At 71.6% G+C, this 16,350-nt stretch carries 17 protein-coding genes and 1 riboswitch; of the genes, 9 read left to right on the forward strand and 8 right to left on the reverse strand.

What is annotated here, in order from left to right:
• Positions 1 to 54: 54 nt before the first annotated feature.
• The 3 genes from DEJ49_RS09080 (at position 55) to DEJ49_RS09090 (ending at position 3,053) form a co-directional block, all read left to right on the forward strand.
• The gene (locus DEJ49_RS09080) at positions 55 to 675 is read left to right on the forward strand and encodes a TetR/AcrR family transcriptional regulator (protein ID WP_150183653.1); all 621 of its coding nucleotides are present in this window, start codon (positions 55 to 57) and stop codon (positions 673 to 675) included.
• A 225-nt stretch (positions 676 to 900) separates the two neighbouring features.
• Positions 901 to 1,515, forward strand: a complete 615-nt coding sequence (locus DEJ49_RS09085) for a DUF4126 domain-containing protein (protein WP_150183654.1) — start codon at positions 901 to 903, stop codon at positions 1,513 to 1,515.
• A 38-nt stretch (positions 1,516 to 1,553) separates the two neighbouring features.
• A complete protein-coding gene (locus DEJ49_RS09090) occupies positions 1,554 to 3,053 on the forward strand; it encodes a phytoene desaturase family protein (RefSeq protein ID WP_150183655.1) in 1,500 nt (499 codons plus the stop codon).
• Positions 3,054 to 3,066: 13 nt separating this feature from the next.
• On the opposite strand, the gene DEJ49_RS09095 is transcribed toward DEJ49_RS09090, so the two are convergent.
• The 5 genes from DEJ49_RS09095 to DEJ49_RS09115 all read right to left on the reverse strand — a co-directional run bounded on the left by DEJ49_RS09095 (position 3,067) and on the right by DEJ49_RS09115 (position 7,340).
• Positions 3,067 to 3,978: a hypothetical protein gene (locus DEJ49_RS09095; protein ID WP_150183656.1), complete on the reverse strand. Its 912-nt coding sequence runs from the start codon at positions 3,976 to 3,978 to the stop codon at positions 3,067 to 3,069.
• A gap of 54 nt (positions 3,979 to 4,032) precedes the next feature.
• Positions 4,033 to 4,950: a methylenetetrahydrofolate reductase [NAD(P)H] gene (gene metF / locus DEJ49_RS09100; protein WP_150166855.1), complete on the reverse strand. Its 918-nt coding sequence runs from the start codon at positions 4,948 to 4,950 to the stop codon at positions 4,033 to 4,035.
• 103 nt (positions 4,951 to 5,053) lie between these two features.
• Entirely contained in the window at positions 5,054 to 5,710 is a 657-nt protein-coding gene (gene thiE / locus DEJ49_RS09105) for a thiamine phosphate synthase (RefSeq protein WP_150183657.1), read from the reverse strand.
• Positions 5,711 to 5,745: 35 nt separating this feature from the next.
• Entirely contained in the window at positions 5,746 to 6,111 is a 366-nt protein-coding gene (locus tag DEJ49_RS09110; protein ID WP_150166859.1) for an Rv2175c family DNA-binding protein, read from the reverse strand.
• Positions 6,112 to 6,176: 65 nt separating this feature from the next.
• Positions 6,177 to 7,340 (reverse strand): NAD(P)/FAD-dependent oxidoreductase, encoded by a 1,164-nt coding sequence (locus DEJ49_RS09115; protein WP_263398825.1) that lies wholly within the window; start codon positions 7,338 to 7,340, stop codon positions 6,177 to 6,179.
• Between the two features lie 238 nt (positions 7,341 to 7,578).
• A riboswitch (TPP riboswitch) is annotated at positions 7,579 to 7,691 on the forward strand.
• Between DEJ49_RS09115 and thiO the strand changes: the two genes are divergently transcribed.
• The 5 genes from thiO (at position 7,689) to DEJ49_RS09140 (ending at position 13,073) form a co-directional block, all read left to right on the forward strand.
• Entirely contained in the window at positions 7,689 to 8,903 is a 1,215-nt protein-coding gene (thiO, locus tag DEJ49_RS09120) for a glycine oxidase ThiO (RefSeq protein WP_150183659.1), read from the forward strand. It overlaps the preceding riboswitch by 3 nt.
• Positions 8,900 to 9,112 carry a sulfur carrier protein ThiS gene (thiS, locus tag DEJ49_RS09125; RefSeq protein WP_150183660.1) on the forward strand — a complete coding sequence of 71 codons (213 nt, stop codon included), beginning with the start codon at positions 8,900 to 8,902 and terminating at the stop codon, positions 9,110 to 9,112. The genes thiO and thiS overlap by 4 nt, the downstream gene beginning before the upstream one ends.
• 5 nt (positions 9,113 to 9,117) lie before the next feature.
• Positions 9,118 to 9,939 carry a thiazole synthase gene (locus DEJ49_RS09130; protein ID WP_150183661.1) on the forward strand — a complete coding sequence of 274 codons (822 nt, stop codon included), beginning with the start codon at positions 9,118 to 9,120 and terminating at the stop codon, positions 9,937 to 9,939.
• 173 nt (positions 9,940 to 10,112) lie between these two features.
• Positions 10,113 to 12,098, forward strand: coding sequence for a Stk1 family PASTA domain-containing Ser/Thr kinase (gene pknB / locus DEJ49_RS09135; protein WP_150183662.1), 1,986 nt, complete (start codon positions 10,113 to 10,115; stop codon positions 12,096 to 12,098).
• 75 nt (positions 12,099 to 12,173) lie between these two features.
• Positions 12,174 to 13,073: a deoxyribonuclease IV gene (locus DEJ49_RS09140; RefSeq protein WP_223832776.1), complete on the forward strand. Its 900-nt coding sequence runs from the start codon at positions 12,174 to 12,176 to the stop codon at positions 13,071 to 13,073.
• Between the two features lie 30 nt (positions 13,074 to 13,103).
• Here DEJ49_RS09140 and DEJ49_RS09145 read toward each other — a convergent pair whose 3' ends face one another.
• Positions 13,104 to 13,736 (reverse strand): sulfite oxidase-like oxidoreductase, encoded by a 633-nt coding sequence (locus DEJ49_RS09145; protein WP_150183663.1) that lies wholly within the window; start codon positions 13,734 to 13,736, stop codon positions 13,104 to 13,106.
• 165 nt (positions 13,737 to 13,901) lie between these two features.
• Between DEJ49_RS09145 and bfr the strand changes: the two genes are divergently transcribed.
• Complete coding sequence (gene bfr / locus DEJ49_RS09150; protein WP_142216594.1) at positions 13,902 to 14,381, forward strand: bacterioferritin; 480 nt, start codon at positions 13,902 to 13,904, stop codon at positions 14,379 to 14,381.
• 15 nt (positions 14,382 to 14,396) lie between these two features.
• Here the strand turns inward: bfr and DEJ49_RS09155 are convergent, their stop codons facing one another.
• Positions 14,397 to 14,636 (reverse strand): bacterioferritin-associated ferredoxin, encoded by a 240-nt coding sequence (locus DEJ49_RS09155; protein ID WP_150183664.1) that lies wholly within the window; start codon positions 14,634 to 14,636, stop codon positions 14,397 to 14,399.
• Positions 14,637 to 14,813: 177 nt separating this feature from the next.
• Positions 14,814 to 16,166, reverse strand: a complete 1,353-nt coding sequence (locus DEJ49_RS09160; RefSeq protein WP_150183665.1) for a class II 3-deoxy-7-phosphoheptulonate synthase — start codon at positions 16,164 to 16,166, stop codon at positions 14,814 to 14,816.
• Positions 16,167 to 16,350 lie beyond the last annotated feature (184 nt).

Consider the following 16,350-nt stretch of genomic DNA (forward strand, 5'->3'; position numbering starts at 1 on the left):
TCCGTACGCACGGCGGGACCGGACGGCCCGGCACGACCTGTGAGAATCAGGACCATGGACAGCAGTACAGGCAGCACCCGCCGCGAGGCCACCCGGCAGAAGCTCTACGAGGCCGCCGTCACCCTCATCGCGGAACAGGGCTTCTCGGCCACGACGGTCGATGAGATCGCGGAGCGGGCCGGAGTCGCGAAGGGCACCGTCTACTACAACTTCGCGAGCAAATCGGTCCTCTTCGAAGAGCTGCTGCGGCACGGTGTCGGCCTGCTGACCGCCTCCCTGAAGGAGGCCTCGGAGGGGGCGGCGAGGAACGGCGGCGGCGCGGTCGACGCCCTCGACGCGATGATCAGGGCCGGCCTGGTCTTCATCAACCGCTACCCGGCCTTCACCCAGCTCTACGTGGCCGAGCTGTGGCGGACCAACCGTGCCTGGCAGTCCACGCTGCTCGTGGTCAGGCAGCAGGCCGTCGCGGTGGTCGAGGACGTACTGAGGACGGGTGTGGAGAGCGGTGAGCTCAGCGACGAGATCGACATCCCGCTGACGGCCGCCGCGCTCGTCGGCATGGTGCTGGTCGCCGCGCTGGACTGGCAGGCCTTCCAGCCGGAGCGCTCGCTCGACGACGTGCACGCGGCGCTGTCCCGGCTGCTGCAGGGCCGGGTGAGCGGCACGCGCGCGTAGACCTGCTTCTTCGATCTCTCCAGGACGGCCAAGGGCGCGGTGCCGTTCCGCCGCCCCGTGTCGGCGGTACCGGCGACCGCGCCCTTCTCCGTGCCCCACACTCTTCCGTCTCCGCAGGTGGGGGCCCATCCGTGCGGGTACTCATCTCACGCACTAGGTACGGATACTCAGTCGTCCGTGTTCATCCCCAGGCCGATACGTTCACAAATGGTTACGATCACGTCCGTGTCCGTACTCCCCCTGGTGTTCACCAGCGGCTGGGCGAGCGGGATCAACGCGTACGCCGTGGTCCTGTTGCTCGGCGTCTTCGGCGCGACCGGTGTGAGCGACGAGGTCCCCGAGGCGCTCCAGCGCCCCGATGTCCTGGTCGCGGCCGGCGTGCTCTTCCTGTGCGAGGCCGTCGCCGACAAGATCCCGTACGTCGACTCGGTCTGGGACTCGGTGCACACCGTGATCCGGCCGGTGTCCGGCGCCGTGGTGGGGGCGCTCCTCGCGGGCCAGAGCGGGTCTCTCCCGGATCTGGCGGCGGGCGCGGTGGGCGGGTCGACCGCGCTGGCCAGCCATGCGGTGAAGGCCGGGACGCGGATGGCGATCAACACGTCGCCGGAGCCGTTCAGCAACGTCGTGATGAGCACGGCCGAGGATCTCGGGGTCGGCGGCCTCATCAGCTTCGCGATGTTCTACCCGGAGGCCGCGGCGATCATCGCGGCGGTGCTCCTGGTGATCGGGCTGTTCCTGCTGTTCTTCCTCGTCTCGCGGATCCGCCGGTTCTGGCGGCGCAGGGCGCAACGGCGCGAGGAGAAGCGGCTCGCGGAGCGGGTGGGGGCGCCGCCGCCCTGACTCCGTGACTGTCAGTGGCTGCCGATAAAGTCCCTGGCATGGCACGGATTGTGGTGATCGGCGCAGGTCTCGGCGCGATGTCGGCGGCCGCCCGGCTGGCCGTCGCGGGCCACCGGGTGGTGGTGTACGAACGCGGGGAGACGTTCGGCGGCGCGGTGGGCCGCGTCGAGCGGGACGGCTTCTCCTTCGACACGGGCCCGGGGCTGCTGCACCTCCCCGCGGTGTACCGCGACTTGTTCGTCAAGACGGGCAAGGAGCCCCTGGAGAAGTGCGTCGAGCTCTCCCAGGTGGAGCCCGCCGTGCGCCACGTCTTCGCGGACGGCACGGCGGCCGACCTGCCGAACGCGTCGCGCGCGGGCGTGGGCGAGGCGCTGGACACCGCGCTCGGCGCGGGCGCGGGCGCGCGCTGGTCGGCGTTCATGAACCGCGCCAGGGAGGCCTGGGACCGCACCCGCCGTCCCCTCCTCGAAGAGCCCCTGTGGCCGAACTGGGAGGTGCTCGCCGACCGCGAGCCCTACCCCGCGGTGCCCCACAAGCGCCTCCTGCGCCGCGAGCGCAGGGCGGCCACGCTCAGCGAGATCGGCGAGCTGGAACTGGGCGGCGACGCGCGGCTGGTCGCGCTCCTCGAGCAGTTCGCGCTGGCGCAGGGCCTCGATCCCCGTACGACACCGGCGAGCGCCGCGGTCCTGCCCTACCTGGAGCAGACGTTCGGCACGTGGTCCGCGCGCGGCGGCATGCGCGCGCTGGCCCGCGCGGTGCACGAGCGGTGTGTGGCCCGACGGGTCGAGTTCGTCTTCGGGGCGACGGTGACGCGGATCGTCGAGAAGGACGGCAAGGCGGCGGGCGTGGAGCTCGCGGACGGCACCACCGCCGACGCGGACTTCGTGGTCGCCGGGGTCGCGCCCTCGGTCCTGGACGGGATGCTCGCCGGTGTGAACATACGGTCGGAGGGTGACGTTCCGGCGCGTTCCGGTCTGCCGAGCCGTCTGACGATCTTCCTGGCCCTGTCCAGCGCACGCCCCACGGACACCCCGCTGCGCACGGTGCTGCACTCCGCCGACCGTCAGGACGAGCTCGACCGCCTCTTCGGCGAGCGGCCCGGACTGCCCGCCTCCCCCACGCTCGCGGTGCTCCGCCCCGACGACCCGGAGCTGACGCCGGACGCCGCACACGAGGCGGTGACGCTCACGGCGACGGTCCCCGCCCACCTGGAGGTCACCGCAGAGGACGTGCAGCGGGTGATCACCCGCGCCGAGGCCGTGGTCCCCGAGCTGCGGGACCGTCTGCTGTGGCACGAGGTCCGCACCCCGGCCGATGTGGCGGAGGCCACCGGCGCGGACGGCGGCGCCGTTCCCGCGCCGGCGCTCGCCGCGGCCGACGGGAGGCTCCTGCAGCCGTCGAACAGCACCCGTCTGCCGGGGCTCTTCGCGGTCGGCGGCTGGGCCCACCCGGGCGGCGGCCTGCCCCATGCGGGCATGTCGGGCACGCTGGTGGCGGGGCTGATCGTCGAGGGCCCGGAGTTCCGCGGCTCCCAGTGACCTGGGCTCGGGCTCAGTAGCGGTACTGCTGCTCGTTGTAGCCCGAGCCGTCGTGGTGGTCGCCCGGGTGCCCGCCCTGGTACGGGTACGGCTGCTCGGGCGGCAGTTCGCCGCTGTACTGGTCATCCGTGCTGCGCTGCTGGGGCACCCAGACGCCGCCGGGAGGCGTGTCCGTGTACGCGCTGTCGGAGTACGCGCCGTCGCTGTACGTCCCGCCGAGGCCGCCGCTGTACGTGTCGCCTCCGTAGGGGGCGTACTGCTGCTGGTCGCCGTACGTGTCGTAGCTCTGCCGCGCGCCGTAGGTCTGCGTGCCGATGTACGGGTCGGAGTAGGCGGCGTACTGCTGCCCGCCCGTTTCGTCGTAGCCGTAGTTCTGCTGGTCGTAGCCGCCGAAGGCCGCCGCGTCATAGCCGTGGCCCTCGCCCTGGTGGGCGTCGCCCGCGACGGGCGGGGCGTAGGCCGCGTCGCTGTACACGCCGTACTCGCTGGTGTCGTCGGGCATCGGCTCCGGCTCGTACACCCCGTCGCCGGGGACGTCGGGGCCGTGCGCGGGCGGCGGCGGGGCCGGCTCGTACTCCAGGTCGGAGACCTGCAGCGTCGGCTCCTTCACGTCCTTCGCGTCCTTCGCGGCGTCCCGGGAGGATGCCCTGCGGCGCTTGCTCAGGCCCGGCCGGCCGCCGAGCGCCCAGCCCGTGGAGAAGCCCTTGCGGAACGACAGCGTCACGTACGTCTGGCCCGTGGCGAAGGCGATGGCGCCGAGCCCGATGATCCACACCGACGGGATCAGCACACCGACGACGACGCCGAGGAAGCCGACGAAGGCCAGCAGGCGCCAGCGCAGCCTGGCCTTGTACTGCAGCAGCACCTCGCCGAGCAGCCACAGCGCGACGAATCCGAACGCGATGTAGAGGACCGTCCAGCCCATGTACGCCCCTCTCCCCTGCGGCCGCCCGCGGGTACGGGTACGGGTACGGCCGTTTCAGGCCTGGTGGTGCAGGCCCAGATTTTCGTAGATCTCCAGCGTCGCCGTGGAGTTGTTCAGCGTGATGAAGTGCAGCCCCGGCACACCTTCGGCCAGCAGCCGCGCGCAGAACTCCGTCGCGAACTCGATGCCAATGGAGCGTACAGCGGCGGGATCGTCTTTGACCGCGAGGATCCTCTCTTTCAGCTCCGCCGGGAACACGGCGTTGCTGAGCTGGGGCAGCCGGTCGAGCTGGCGGACGTTGGTGACCGGCATCATCTCGGGGATGATCGGCGTCGCGCAGCCCGCGGCCTCGACGCGGTCGCGCAGCCGCAGATACTCCTCCGGGTCGAAGAACATCTGCGTGATCGCGTAGTCCGCGCCGGCCCGGCACTTGTCGATGAAGTGCCGGGTGTCGGACTCCCAGTCGGGCGAGCGCGGGTGCATCGCCGGGAAGGCGGCGACGCCCACGCAGAAGTCGCCGGACTCCTTGATCAGTTCGACCAGTTCGGCGGCGTAGGTGAGTCCCTCGGGGTGGGCGATCCAGTCGCCGAGCGGATCGCCGGGCGGGTCGCCGCGGACCGCGAGCATGTTCCTGATGCCCGCGTCCGCGTACTGCCCGATGATGTTGCGCAGCTCGGCCACGGAGTGGTCGACCGCGGTCAGGTGCGCGACGGGCGTCAGCGTCGTGTCGGCGACGATCTGCTGGGTCTCCTTGACCGTGCCGGTACGGGTGGAACCACCCGCTCCGTAGGTCACGGAGACGAAGTCCGGGGCGACCGCCTCGACCCTGCGCAGCGCGTTCCAGAGGTTCCGCTCCCCCTTCGGGGTTTTCGGCGCGGAGAACTCGAACGAGAACGTCGTCTTACCGGTCGCGAGCATGTCGCGAACCGTGCGCGCGCGGTCAGTCCTGGTCGAAGCTGTGCCTAGGGCCATATGGGCAGGTTAGCCAGGCCTGAGCGGTCCCCCAACCGGGCCCGGGAGTTTTGGCCGGTTTGCCGGTTTCTTGTCCACGGATCGGACACTCCCGGGACATGCCTCACCCGGCGCCGCGCAGCCGCTTCGCGAACTCCGCGGCCGCCGCTCCGGGGTCGTCGGCCTCGGTGATCGCCCGTACGACCACGACGCGCCGCGCGCCCGCCTCGAGCACCTCGTCGAGGTTGCCCGCGTCGATGCCGCCGATGGCGAACCAGGGGCGGTCCATGCCGAGCGAGGCCGTGTACCGGACGAGGTCGAGGCCGGGGGCGTGCCGGCCCGGCTTGGTGGGCGTGGGCCAGCAGGGTCCCGTGCAGAAGTAGTCCACGCCCTCCTGGACGGCGGCCGCGGCGGCCTCCGACTCGGCGTGCGTGGAGCGGCCGATCAGCACGTCGTCGCTGCCGCCGAGGATGGCGCGGGCGGCGGGGACGGGCAGGTCGCCCTGGCCCAGGTGCAGCACGTCCGCGCCGATGGCGTGGGCGACGTCCGCGCGGTCGTTCACGGCGAAGAGCTTGCCGTGCCTGCGGGCGGCGTCCGCGAAGACCTGGAGGTGCTCCAGCTCCTCGCCGGCCTCCATGCCCTTGTCGCGCAGCTGCACGATGTCGACGCCGCCCGCGAGGACGGCGTCGAGGAACTCGGGGAGGTCCCCCTGGCGCCTGCGGGCGTCCGTGCACAGGTAGAGCCGGGCGTCGGCGAGCCGGTCGCGGCGGTCTGCGGCCATGGAGAAGTCCCCCCGTTGTCGATCGTGCGTTCAGGTCAGACGGCGAGCGCCTGGGCGCGGCGCTTCACCTCCGTGCCGCGATTCTCGCTCAGCGCCTGCGCGGGGGTGCCGGGCAGGCTCGGGTCGGGGGTGAAGAGCCATTCGAGCATCTCTTCGTCGGAGAAACCGTCGTCCCGGAGGAGCGTCAGGGTGCCGCTGAGGCCCTTGACGACCTTGTCGCCGTCGATGAAGGCGGCCGGCACCTGGAGCGCCCGGTTCTCACCGCGGCGCACGGCGATCAGCTGGCCCTCCTTGACCAGCTGGCGCACACGGGTCACCTCGATGTCGAGCATCTCCGCGATGTCGGGGAGGTGCAGCCACTCGGGGACGAGAGCATCGGTCTTTGCGTCAATCTCGGTCACGGGACAAGGGTATCTCCGGCCACTGACACGCACCGGATGGCACCGCCCCACCGGTGAGCGCCCCGCTACAGCACCGCCTTCTTCAGGGGAATCGCCGGGTCCGCCGTCAGTGCCGGGTCCAGGCGCGCGCCCGACTCGATCAGGCGGCGGCCCTGGGCCAGGTCCCTGGGGCGGCCCACCGCGAGGACCGCGACCAGGGCGCCGTCCCGCAGCCAGCACACCGACCAGGCCATGCCGTCCGGGTCGCCGCGCCACACCAGTTCGTCGGCCCCGGCGTGGTGGCCCGCGTACTGCACGAAGCGGCCGAACTGCTCCGACCAGAAGTACGGCACGGGGTCGTACGCGGCCGGGGTCTCGCCGATGATGTTGGCGGCCACCGTGCGCGGCCCCTGGAGCGCGTTGTCCCAGTGGTGCACAAGGAGCCGCTCGCCGTACCGGCCCGAGGGGAACGAGGAGCAGTCGCCGACCGCGTACACGTCGGGCGCCGACGTGCGCAGGCCCTCGTCGGTGACGACCTCGCGGTGCGTGCCCAGCTCGATGCCCGAATCCGCGAGCCAGCCCGTCGCGGGTCGCGCCCCGATGCCGACGACGACGGCGGTCGCGGGCAGCGTGGTCCCGTCGGACAGGACGACGGCGCCGGGTTCGACGCGCTCCACGCGCGCGTGGGTGCGCAGGACCGCCCCGGAGTCCGCGTACCAGCCCGCCATGGGAGCCGCGACCTCCTCGGGGAGCGCCCCGGCGAGGGGCCGGCCCGCGGCCTCGACGACGGTGACGGAGCACCCCGCCTCGCGCGCGGCGGTCGCGAACTCCGCGCCGATCCACCCCGCCCCGACGACCACGACGTCGTGCTGCCCCGCGAGGACCGGGCGCAGCCGTTCGGCGTCGTCCAGGGTGCGCAGGAGGTGCACCCCGGGGACGCCCTCGGTGCCGGGCAGGCGGATGGGTTCGGCGCCGGTCGCGAGGACCAGGACGTCGTACGCGACGGGCCCGTCGGCGGTGTCCAGCTCGTGGTCGGCGGGGCGTACGCCGGTGACCTCGCGGCCGAGGTGCAGCTCGATGCCGAGCGCCTCGAAGTCGATGTCGAACGTCGAGCCGTCCGCCTTGCCGAGCAGCACCGCCTTGGACAGCGGCGGCCTGTCGTACGGCGGATGCGGTTCGGCGCCGACGAGGGTGACCGTCCCCGTGAAGCCCTGCTCGCGCAGGGCCACCGCGGTCTGTACGCCGGCCATGCCCGCGCCGACGATGACGACGCGCCGCTCCGCCTGCCGCTGCTTCTCGGTCCGCCCGTGCTGTTCGCTCTGCCGCTGCTGCTCGCTCTGGCTCTGCTGCTCGCTCACCCGATCACTGTAGGACGGTTGTCGAGGGCGCCCTCAGATGCCGTCGAGGAGATCTCTGACACACCGTCATCGTCCATACCCGGACAGCTCCCCTACTGCCGCGCGAGGCGACGGGCTAGGGTGGCCCGTGCAGAGCACTCGCGGGAGCCCGGACGCACCGGGCTGAGAGGGAGGCTGGACGGCCTCCGACCGTACGAACCTGATCCGGGTCATGCCGGCGAAGGGAGGGGCTGGACGCCCATGCATCCACGTACGACATCACCATCCGCCACCTCTGACGTCCTGATCGTCGGAGGCGGCATCATCGGCCTGGTCACCGCCTGGCGGACCGCGCAACGCGGGCTCTCCGTGGCGGTCGTGGACCCCGAGCCGGGCGGCGGCGCCGCCCAGGTCGCGGCGGGCATGCTGGCCGCCGTCACCGAACTCCACTACGGCGAGCAGACGCTGCTCGGCCTCAACATCGCGTCCGCGCGGCGCTATCCGGCCTTCGCCGACGAGCTGACCGAGGCGAGCGGCCACGACCTCGGCTACCGCGCGTGCGGCACGCTCGCCGTCGCGCTCGACGCCGACGACCGCGCCCATCTGCGCGAACTGCACGCCCTGCAGCAGCGTTCGGGCCTGGAGTCCGAGTGGCTGAGCGGCCGCGAGTGCCGCCGCCTGGAGCCGATGCTCGCGCCGGGTGTGCGCGGCGGGCTGCGGGTCGACGGCGACCACCAGATCGACCCGCGGCGGCTCGCGGGCGCGCTCGTGGCGGCCTGTGAGCGGGCCGGTGTGGTCTTCCACCGCGCCTGGGCCGAGCGCCTCTCCGTCGTACGCGACCGGGCGCGCGGCGTCGTCCTCGCGGACGGCACCGAGCCGACCGCGGGTCTGACCGTCCTCGCGGCGGGCAGCCTCAGCGGGCGCCTCGCGGGCGTTCCCGACGACGTCCTGCCACCCGTGCGGCCCGTGAAGGGGCAGGTCGTGCGCCTTTCGGTGCCGAAGCCGTACGCCCCGTTCCTGAGCCGCACCGTGCGGGCCGTGGTGCGCGGCAGCCACGTCTACCTCGTGCCGCGCGAGAACGGCGAGCTCGTCGTCGGGGCGACCAGCGAGGAGCTCGGCTGGGACACCACGGTCACCGCGGGCGGCGTGTACGAACTCCTGCGGGACGCCCACGAACTCGTGCCCGGCATCACCGAGCTGCCGTTGACCGAGACCCGCGCGGGACTGCGCCCCGGCTCGCCCGACAACGCGCCGATGCTCGGCCCGACCCGCCTCGACGGGCTCCACCTGGCCACCGGGCACTACCGCAACGGCGTCCTCCTGACCCCTGTCACGGGCGACGTCATGGCGCACGCCCTGACCACCGGTGAACTCCCCGACGAGGCGCGCGCGTTCACCCCGTGCCGCTTCGACGGCACGTCCCCCGAGATCCCCGCCCCGGCCCGCACGCAGCACGACACGGAGCAGCCCGCATGAGCACACCCTTCGCCGTTTCCGTCAACGGGGAGGAACGCGATGTGGCCTCGGGCACCACGCTCGAAGCCCTCGTGGCCACCCTCTCCTCGGCGCACTCCGGTGTCGCCGCCGCCCTCAACGAAACCGTCGTCCCGCGCGCGCAGTGGCCCACCACGCCCCTCTCCGCGGGCGACCGCGTCGAAGTACTCACCGCCGTCCAGGGAGGCTGAACACCATGGCAGACGACCCCTTCGTCATCGGCGGGCTCACCCTCTCCTCGCGCCTGATCATGGGCACGGGCGGGGCGCCGAGCCTCGACGTCCTGGAGCGGTCCCTCGTCGCGTCCGGCACGGAGCTGACCACGGTCGCGATGCGCAGGCTCGACCCGGGCGTCCAGGGCTCCGTGCTCTCCGTGCTCGACCGGCTCGGCATCCGCGTCCTGCCCAACACCGCGGGCTGCTTCACGGCGGGCGAGGCCGTCCTCACCGCCCGGCTCGCGCGGGAGGCGCTCGGCACGGATCTGGTGAAGCTGGAGGTGATCGCCGACGAGCGCACCCTGCTGCCCGACCCCGTCGAGCTCCTGGACGCCGCGGAGACCCTGGTGGACGACGGCTTCACGGTCCTGCCGTACACGAACGACGACCCGGTCCTCGCGCGGAAGCTGGAGGACGTGGGCTGCGCGGCGATCATGCCGCTCGGGTCGCCCATCGGCTCCGGTCTCGGCATCCGCAACCCGCACAACTTCCAGCTGATCGTGGAGCACGCGCGCGTGCCGGTGATCCTCGACGCGGGCGCGGGCACGGCGTCCGACGCGGCGATCGCGATGGAGCTGGGGTGCGCGGGCGTGATGCTCGCCTCCGCGGTGACGCGGGCGCAGGAGCCGGTCCTGATGGCCGAGGCGATGCGGTACGGCGTGGAGGCGGGGCGGCTCGCGCACCGGGCCGGGCGGATTCCGCGCCGGCACTTCGCGGAGGCGTCCTCTCCCGCGGAGGGAATGGCCCGGCTCGATCCGGAGCGGCCCGCCTTCGGAGCGTCTCAGGGCTTCGGAGCGTCTTAGGGGATGCGGGGCTCTGATCGCTCGCGGCTGCCCGCCGGTGGGGGCTTGTCGCGCAGTTCCCCGCGCCCCTGACGGGGCGCCCCGCGCCGTCGCCTGTCACAGCTCGGCTGCAGTAGCACCGTGAGCGTGCCCGCCCCGGTCGGCGTGTCGGTGGCTGCTCGTAGACTCCCTCTGTGGACACGACCCTTCAGGACCCGCTCGTCGGGCAGCTGCTCGACAGCCGTTACCGCATCGACGGGCGCATCGCGGTCGGCGGGATGGCCACGGTCTACCGGGCCGTGGACACCCGCCTCGACCGCGTGCTCGCGCTCAAGGTGATGCATCCGACGCTGGCGGCGGACGCCTCCTTCGTCGACCGCTTCATCCGCGAGGCCAAGTCGGTGGCCCGCCTCTCCCATCCGAACGTGGTCGGCGTCTTCGACCAGGGCACGGACGGGTCGTACGTCTACCTCGCGATGGAGTACATCGCGGGCTGCACCCTGCGTGACGTGCTGCGCGAGCGCGGCGCGCTGCAGCCGCGGGCCGCGCTCGACATCCTGGAGCCGGTCCTCGCCGCGCTCGGCGCCGCGCACCGCGCGGGCTTCGTGCACCGCGACATGAAGCCGGAGAACGTCCTCATAGGGGACGACGGTCGCGTGAAGGTCGCCGACTTCGGGCTCGTCCGCGCGGTGGACACGGTCACGAACACGACGGGCACCGTCCTCGGCACCGTCTCCTACCTCGCCCCCGAGCAGATCGAGCACGGCACGGCGGACACCCGCGTGGACGTGTACGCGTGCGGGGTCGTGCTCTACGAAATGCTGACCGGCGCCAAGCCGCACTCCGGGGACTCCCCCGCCCAGGTCCTCTACCAGCACCTCAACGAGGACGTCCCGCCCCCGTCGGCGGCCGTCCCCGGGCTCGCGTTCGCGCTCGACGAGCTGGTCGCCTCCGCCACGGCGCGCCATCCCGACGTCCGTCCGTACGACGCGGTGGCGCTGCTCGCCCAGACCAGGGAGGCGCGTGCCGCCCTGACCGAGGAGCAGCTGGACGCGGTCCCGCCGCAGGCGCACCCGGCGGACCACGACGGTTCGGAGGACCGTACGAGCGTCATCCCGCGCGCGGGACGTCCCGTCCAGCTGCCGCTGCCCGCCGAGGGCGAGCGGAGCGGCGGGGGCGGCACGGGCGGCGAGGACGCGCTGAACCGCACCAGCATCCTGGCGACGCCGCCCGCGGGACCGCCCGCGCCGCCCGGCCCGCCCGCAGGCGCCCGCGCCGCCCGCCGGCGGTTCGACCCGCGCCGGCGCACCCTCATGGTCATAGCCGGCGTCCTGCTCGTCCTCGGCATCGGCACCGGCGTCTGGTACATCAACTCGGGCCAGTTCACCGAGGTCCCGCCGCTCCTGGCGAAGACCGAGGCGCAGGCGAAGCAGCGGCTCGACGACGCCGGGCTCGACGTCAAGGACATCAAGCGCACCTACAGCGACACGGACAAGCGCGGCACGGTCATGGGGACCGACCCCGCGCCGGGCGACCGCATCCGGCAGAACGACGGCGTGACGCTGACCATCTCGCTGGGCCCGGAGACCGTGAAGGTCCCGGACGTGAAGGGCATCCCTCTCGCCAAGGCGAAGAAGGAGCTCAAGAACTCCGGACTCGCACCGGGCATGGTCACCAAGAGCTTCGACGAGTCCGTCGACAAGGGCTCCGTGATCAGCACGGACCCGCGGGCCGGGTTCACCCGCAAGGCGGGCTCCGCCGTCGCCCTCGTCGTCAGCAAGGGCCGTCCGGTCGAGGTCCCCGACGTCACCGGCGAGTCCGAGGAGGACGCGCGGGCCGACCTGGAGGACGCCGGCCTGAAGGCCGAGATCGCCCCGGAGCGGGTCAACTCCGACGAGGACAAGGGCGACGTCGCCAAGCAGTCACCCGTCGCCGACAAGACGATCGCCGAGGGCGACACGGTCCAGCTGACGATCTCCAAGGGCCCGCCGATGGTCGAGGTCCCCGACGTCACCGGGATGAGCGTCGACGACGCCACGGCGAAGCTGGAGTCGGCGGGCTTCGAGGTCGACGAGGACCGCGGTCTGCTCGGCATCTTCGGGGACACGGTGAAGAAGCAGTCGGTGGACGGCGGCGACACGGCGCCCAAGAACTCGACGATCACCATCACGATCCGCTGAGGATTCGAGCACCGGGCCCCGCGCCCGGGAGGACCCCCGCCGGGGCACTTCCGGGCGCGTGCCACCCTTGACGGTGTGAGCAGCAACATCTCCCCCAGCACCACGCCCTCCGGCACCACGTCCCGCAACCCCGTGGGCGGTCACGTCCCCGTGGCCGGTGGGCTCGCCTCCGTCGGCCTCTCGTACGCCAGGGACCTCGGCGCCGAGGCCGTCCAGGTCTTCGTCGCCAATCCGCGCGGCTGGGCCACCCCGCCCGGCAACCCCAAGCAGGACGAGGAGTTCCGCGCGGCCTGCGCCGCAGGGAACATCCCCGCGTACGTCCACGCGCCGTACCTCATCAACTTCGGCTCGCACACCGAGGCGACCGTCGACAAGTCCGTGGACTCCCTGCGCCACTCGCTGCGCAGGGCGCGCGCGATCGGCGCGCTCGGCGTCGTCGTGCACACGGGTTCCGCGACCGGCGGCCGGGAGCGTGCCGTGGCCCTGGCGCAGGTGCGCGAACGCATGCTGCCGCTCCTCGACGAGCTGACGCACGACGACGACCCGTTCCTGCTCCTGGAGTCGACCGCGGGCCAGGGCGCCTCGCTCTGCTCCCGCACGTGGGACTTCGGCCCGTACTTCGAGGCGCTCGACTCACACCCCAAGCTCGGTATCTGCCTGGACACCTGCCACATCTTCGCGGCGGGCCACGACCTGGCGGGCCCGGGCGGCATGAAGCAGACCCTCGACCTTCTCGTCGACACCGTCGGCGAGGGCCGCCTGAAGCTCATCCACGCCAATGACTCCAAAGACGTCGTCGGCGCGCACAAGGACCGGCACGAGAACATCGGAACCGGCCACATCGGCGAGGAGCCCTTCCGCGAGCTGATGCTCCACCCCGCCACGGAAGGCGTCCCCCTGATCATCGAGACCCCCGGCGGCAAGGAGGGGCACGCGGCGGACGTGGCGCGCCTGAAGGAGCTCAGGGGCGTCTAGGCCCTGTGTCGAAAGTCCCTGGCGGCAGGGTCAGAGCTCGGGGCCGTCGCCGGGCTCTTCCTGGTACGAGTAGCGCTGTTCCAGCCAGGGGTCGCCGAGGTTGTGGTAGCCGCGCTCCTCCCAGAAGCCGCGGCGGTCCGCCGTCATGTACTCGACGCCGCGGACCCACTTGGGGCCCTTCCATGCGTACAGGTGCGGCACCACGAGCCGGAGCGGGAAACCGTGTTCGGCGGTGAGGAGTTCGCCGCCTTTGTGCGTGGCGAGAATCGAGCGCTCGGAGGCGAAGTCCGACATCCGCATGTTCGAGCTGAAGCCGTACTCGGCCCAGACCATGACGTGGGTGGCGTTGGCCGCCGGCGGCACGAGCTCCAGGAGCTTGCGGGCCGGGAGGCCGCCCCACTCCGCGCCCAGCATGCTGAACTTCGTCACGCAGTGCAGATCGGCGACAACGGTGTCGTAGGGCAGCGCGGAGAACTCCTCGTGCGACCAGCAGTGCTTCTCGCCGTCCGCGGTGGCCCCGAAAACCCTGAACTCCCAGCGCTCGGGACGGAACTTCGGCACCGGTCCGTAGTGCGTGACCGGCCAGCCGCGCTGCAGCCGCTGACCCGGCGGAAGCTCCGGCTCCGCTGCCTGTCGAGATGCGCGTTCCGCCGGCTGACCCATGACTCCATCCTGACAGACCCGGGGCGGTGGACGTGACCAGCCGGAGCCCGGGCGGCACCGATTGGGGCAACTCCTACTAAGCGTGCACTTACTGGACGCCCTCCGAACACCGGTGCAAGGATGCGCGCTACCTGCCCAGTCACTCGTGCGGAAGGAGCCTCTGCGATGCAGGGCGACCCCGAGGTCATTGAATTTCTCAACGAGCAGCTGACCGCCGAACTCACGGCGATCAACCAATACTTTCTCCACGCCAAGATGCAGGAAAACTTCGGCTGGACGAAGCTCGCGAAGTACACCCGTGCCGAGTCGTTCGACGAGATGAAGCACGCGGAGGTGCTGACCGACCGGATCCTGTTCCTCGACGGTCTGCCCAATTACCAGCGGCTCTTCCATGTGCGCGTGGGCCAGACGGTCACCGAGATGTTCCAGGCCGACCGGCAGGTCGAGGTGGAGGCGATCGACCGCCTCAAGCGCGGGATCGAGGTGATGCGCGCCAAGGGCGACATCACGTCCGCAAACATCTTCGAGTCGATCCTCGAGGACGAGGAGCACCACATCGACTATCTCGACACGCAGCTGGAGCTCGTCGAGAAGCTGGGAGAGGCGCTCTACATCGCGCAGCTCATCGAGCAGCCGGAGAGCTGAACCGGCCCCTGAGGGTCAGGCCGCCTCGGGGAGTTCCGCCTCGGGAGCCAGCGCCACAGCCGGTTCTCCCTGGTCCACGAGGTCACGGCGGGGGCACGCGCCCCGGCCGAGCAGCGCCTGGATGCGGCGTACGCACGAACCACAGTCCGTGCCCGCCTTGCAGGCCGACGCTATCTGGCGGGGGGTCCAGGCACCGTCCGCCGCGTGCTTCTTCACCTGCGCCTCGGTGACCCCGAAGCAGTTGCAGACGTACACGCGGTTTCACCTCCCGGGCAGGACTCATCGGTAACGCCGTCCCGATTGATCGGTGAGGCTAACCTAACCTTACCCGCGACGTCCTGCCCACAAAAGCCCCGGATACGCCGGTGGGGCGCGGATCACACGGATCCGCGCCCCACGCGCACGTACAGATGTGCCGACCAGACGTGAGAACTACTGGTCGCGGTACATCTCCGCCACCAGGAACGCCAGGTCGAGCGACTGGCTGCGGTTGAGCCGCGGGTCGCACGCCGTCTCGTAGCGCTGGTGCAGGTCGTCGACGAAGATCTCGTCGCCGCCGCCCACGCACTCGGTGACGTCGTCACCGGTGAGCTCGACGTGGATGCCGCCCGGGTGGGTGCCGAGGGCCTTGTGGACCTCGAAGAAGCCCTTGACCTCGTCGAGCACGTCGTCGAAGCGGCGGGTCTTGTGGCCCGAGGCCGCCTCGTAGGTGTTGCCGTGCATCGGGTCGGTGATCCAGGCGACGGTCGCGCCGGACGCGGTGACCTTCTCGACGAGCTCGGGCAGCTTGTCGCGGACCTTGTCGGCGCCCATGCGGACGATGAAGGTCAGCCGGCCGGGCTCGCGGTCGGGGTCGAGGCGCTCGATGTACTGCAGCGCCTCCTCGGCCGTCGTGGTCGGGCCGAGCTTGACGCCGACGGGGTTGCGCACCTGGGAGGCGAACTCGATGTGCGCGTGGTCCAGTTGACGGGTGCGCTCACCGATCCAGACCATGTGGCCCGAGGTGTCGTAGAGCCGGCCGGTGCGGGAGTCGGTGCGGGTCAGCGCCGATTCGTAGTCGAGGAGCAGCGCCTCGTGCGAGGCGTAGAACTCGACGGTCTTGAACTCCTCCGGGTCGGTGCCGCAGGCCCGCATGAAGTGCAGCGCGTTGTCGATCTCGCGGGCCAGCTGTTCGTACCGCTGGCCGGAGGGGGACGACTTCACGAAGTCCTGGTTCCAGGCGTGCACCTGGCGCAGGTCGGCGTAACCGCCGGTGGTGAAGGCGCGCACCAGGTTGAGCGTGGAGGCGGACGCGTTGTACATCCGCTTCAGGCGCTCGGGGTCCGGGATCCGGGCCTCTTCGGTGAAGTCGAAGCCGTTGACGGAGTCGCCCCGGTAGGTCGGGAGCGTCACGCCGTCGCGGGTCTCGGTCGGCTTGGAGCGCGGCTTCGAGTACTGCCCCGCGATGCGGCCCACCTTCACGACGGGCACGGACGCCGCGTATGTGAGGACGGCACCCATCTGGAGCAGCGTCTTCAGCTTGTTCCGGATGTGATCGGCGGACACGGCGTCGAAGGCCTCGGCGCAGTCGCCGCCCTGGAGGAGGAACGCCTCTCCCTTGGCGACAGCGGCCAGTCGGGCGCGCAGCTGGTCGCACTCGCCCGCGAAGACGAGCGGCGGATACGACTCGAGGTCCGCGATCACATCGCGCAGAGCCTCGGCATCGGGGTACTCGGGCTGCTGCGCCGCGGGCAGGTCTCGCCAGGTGTTGCCACCGGTAGCGGTGGTCTTAGCGTTCACGGTCACCTCGTCAACACTACGTGGTGATGCGCCCCGTCCATCCCCCCGCTCACGAAGTGAGACGGACGAGACACCACGGAGTGACCGATGCGCTAAGGTGCGGGACATGCGTACGCAGACGACGACCCAGAACTGGTGGTGGCCCGCTCATCCGGCGGCCCACTGACTCTGCGCGCACACAGACTCGCGA

Origin of the sequence: Streptomyces venezuelae, assembly GCF_008642335.1 — a bacterium.
GTDB lineage: Bacteria > Actinomycetota > Actinomycetes > Streptomycetales > Streptomycetaceae > Streptomyces > Streptomyces venezuelae_F.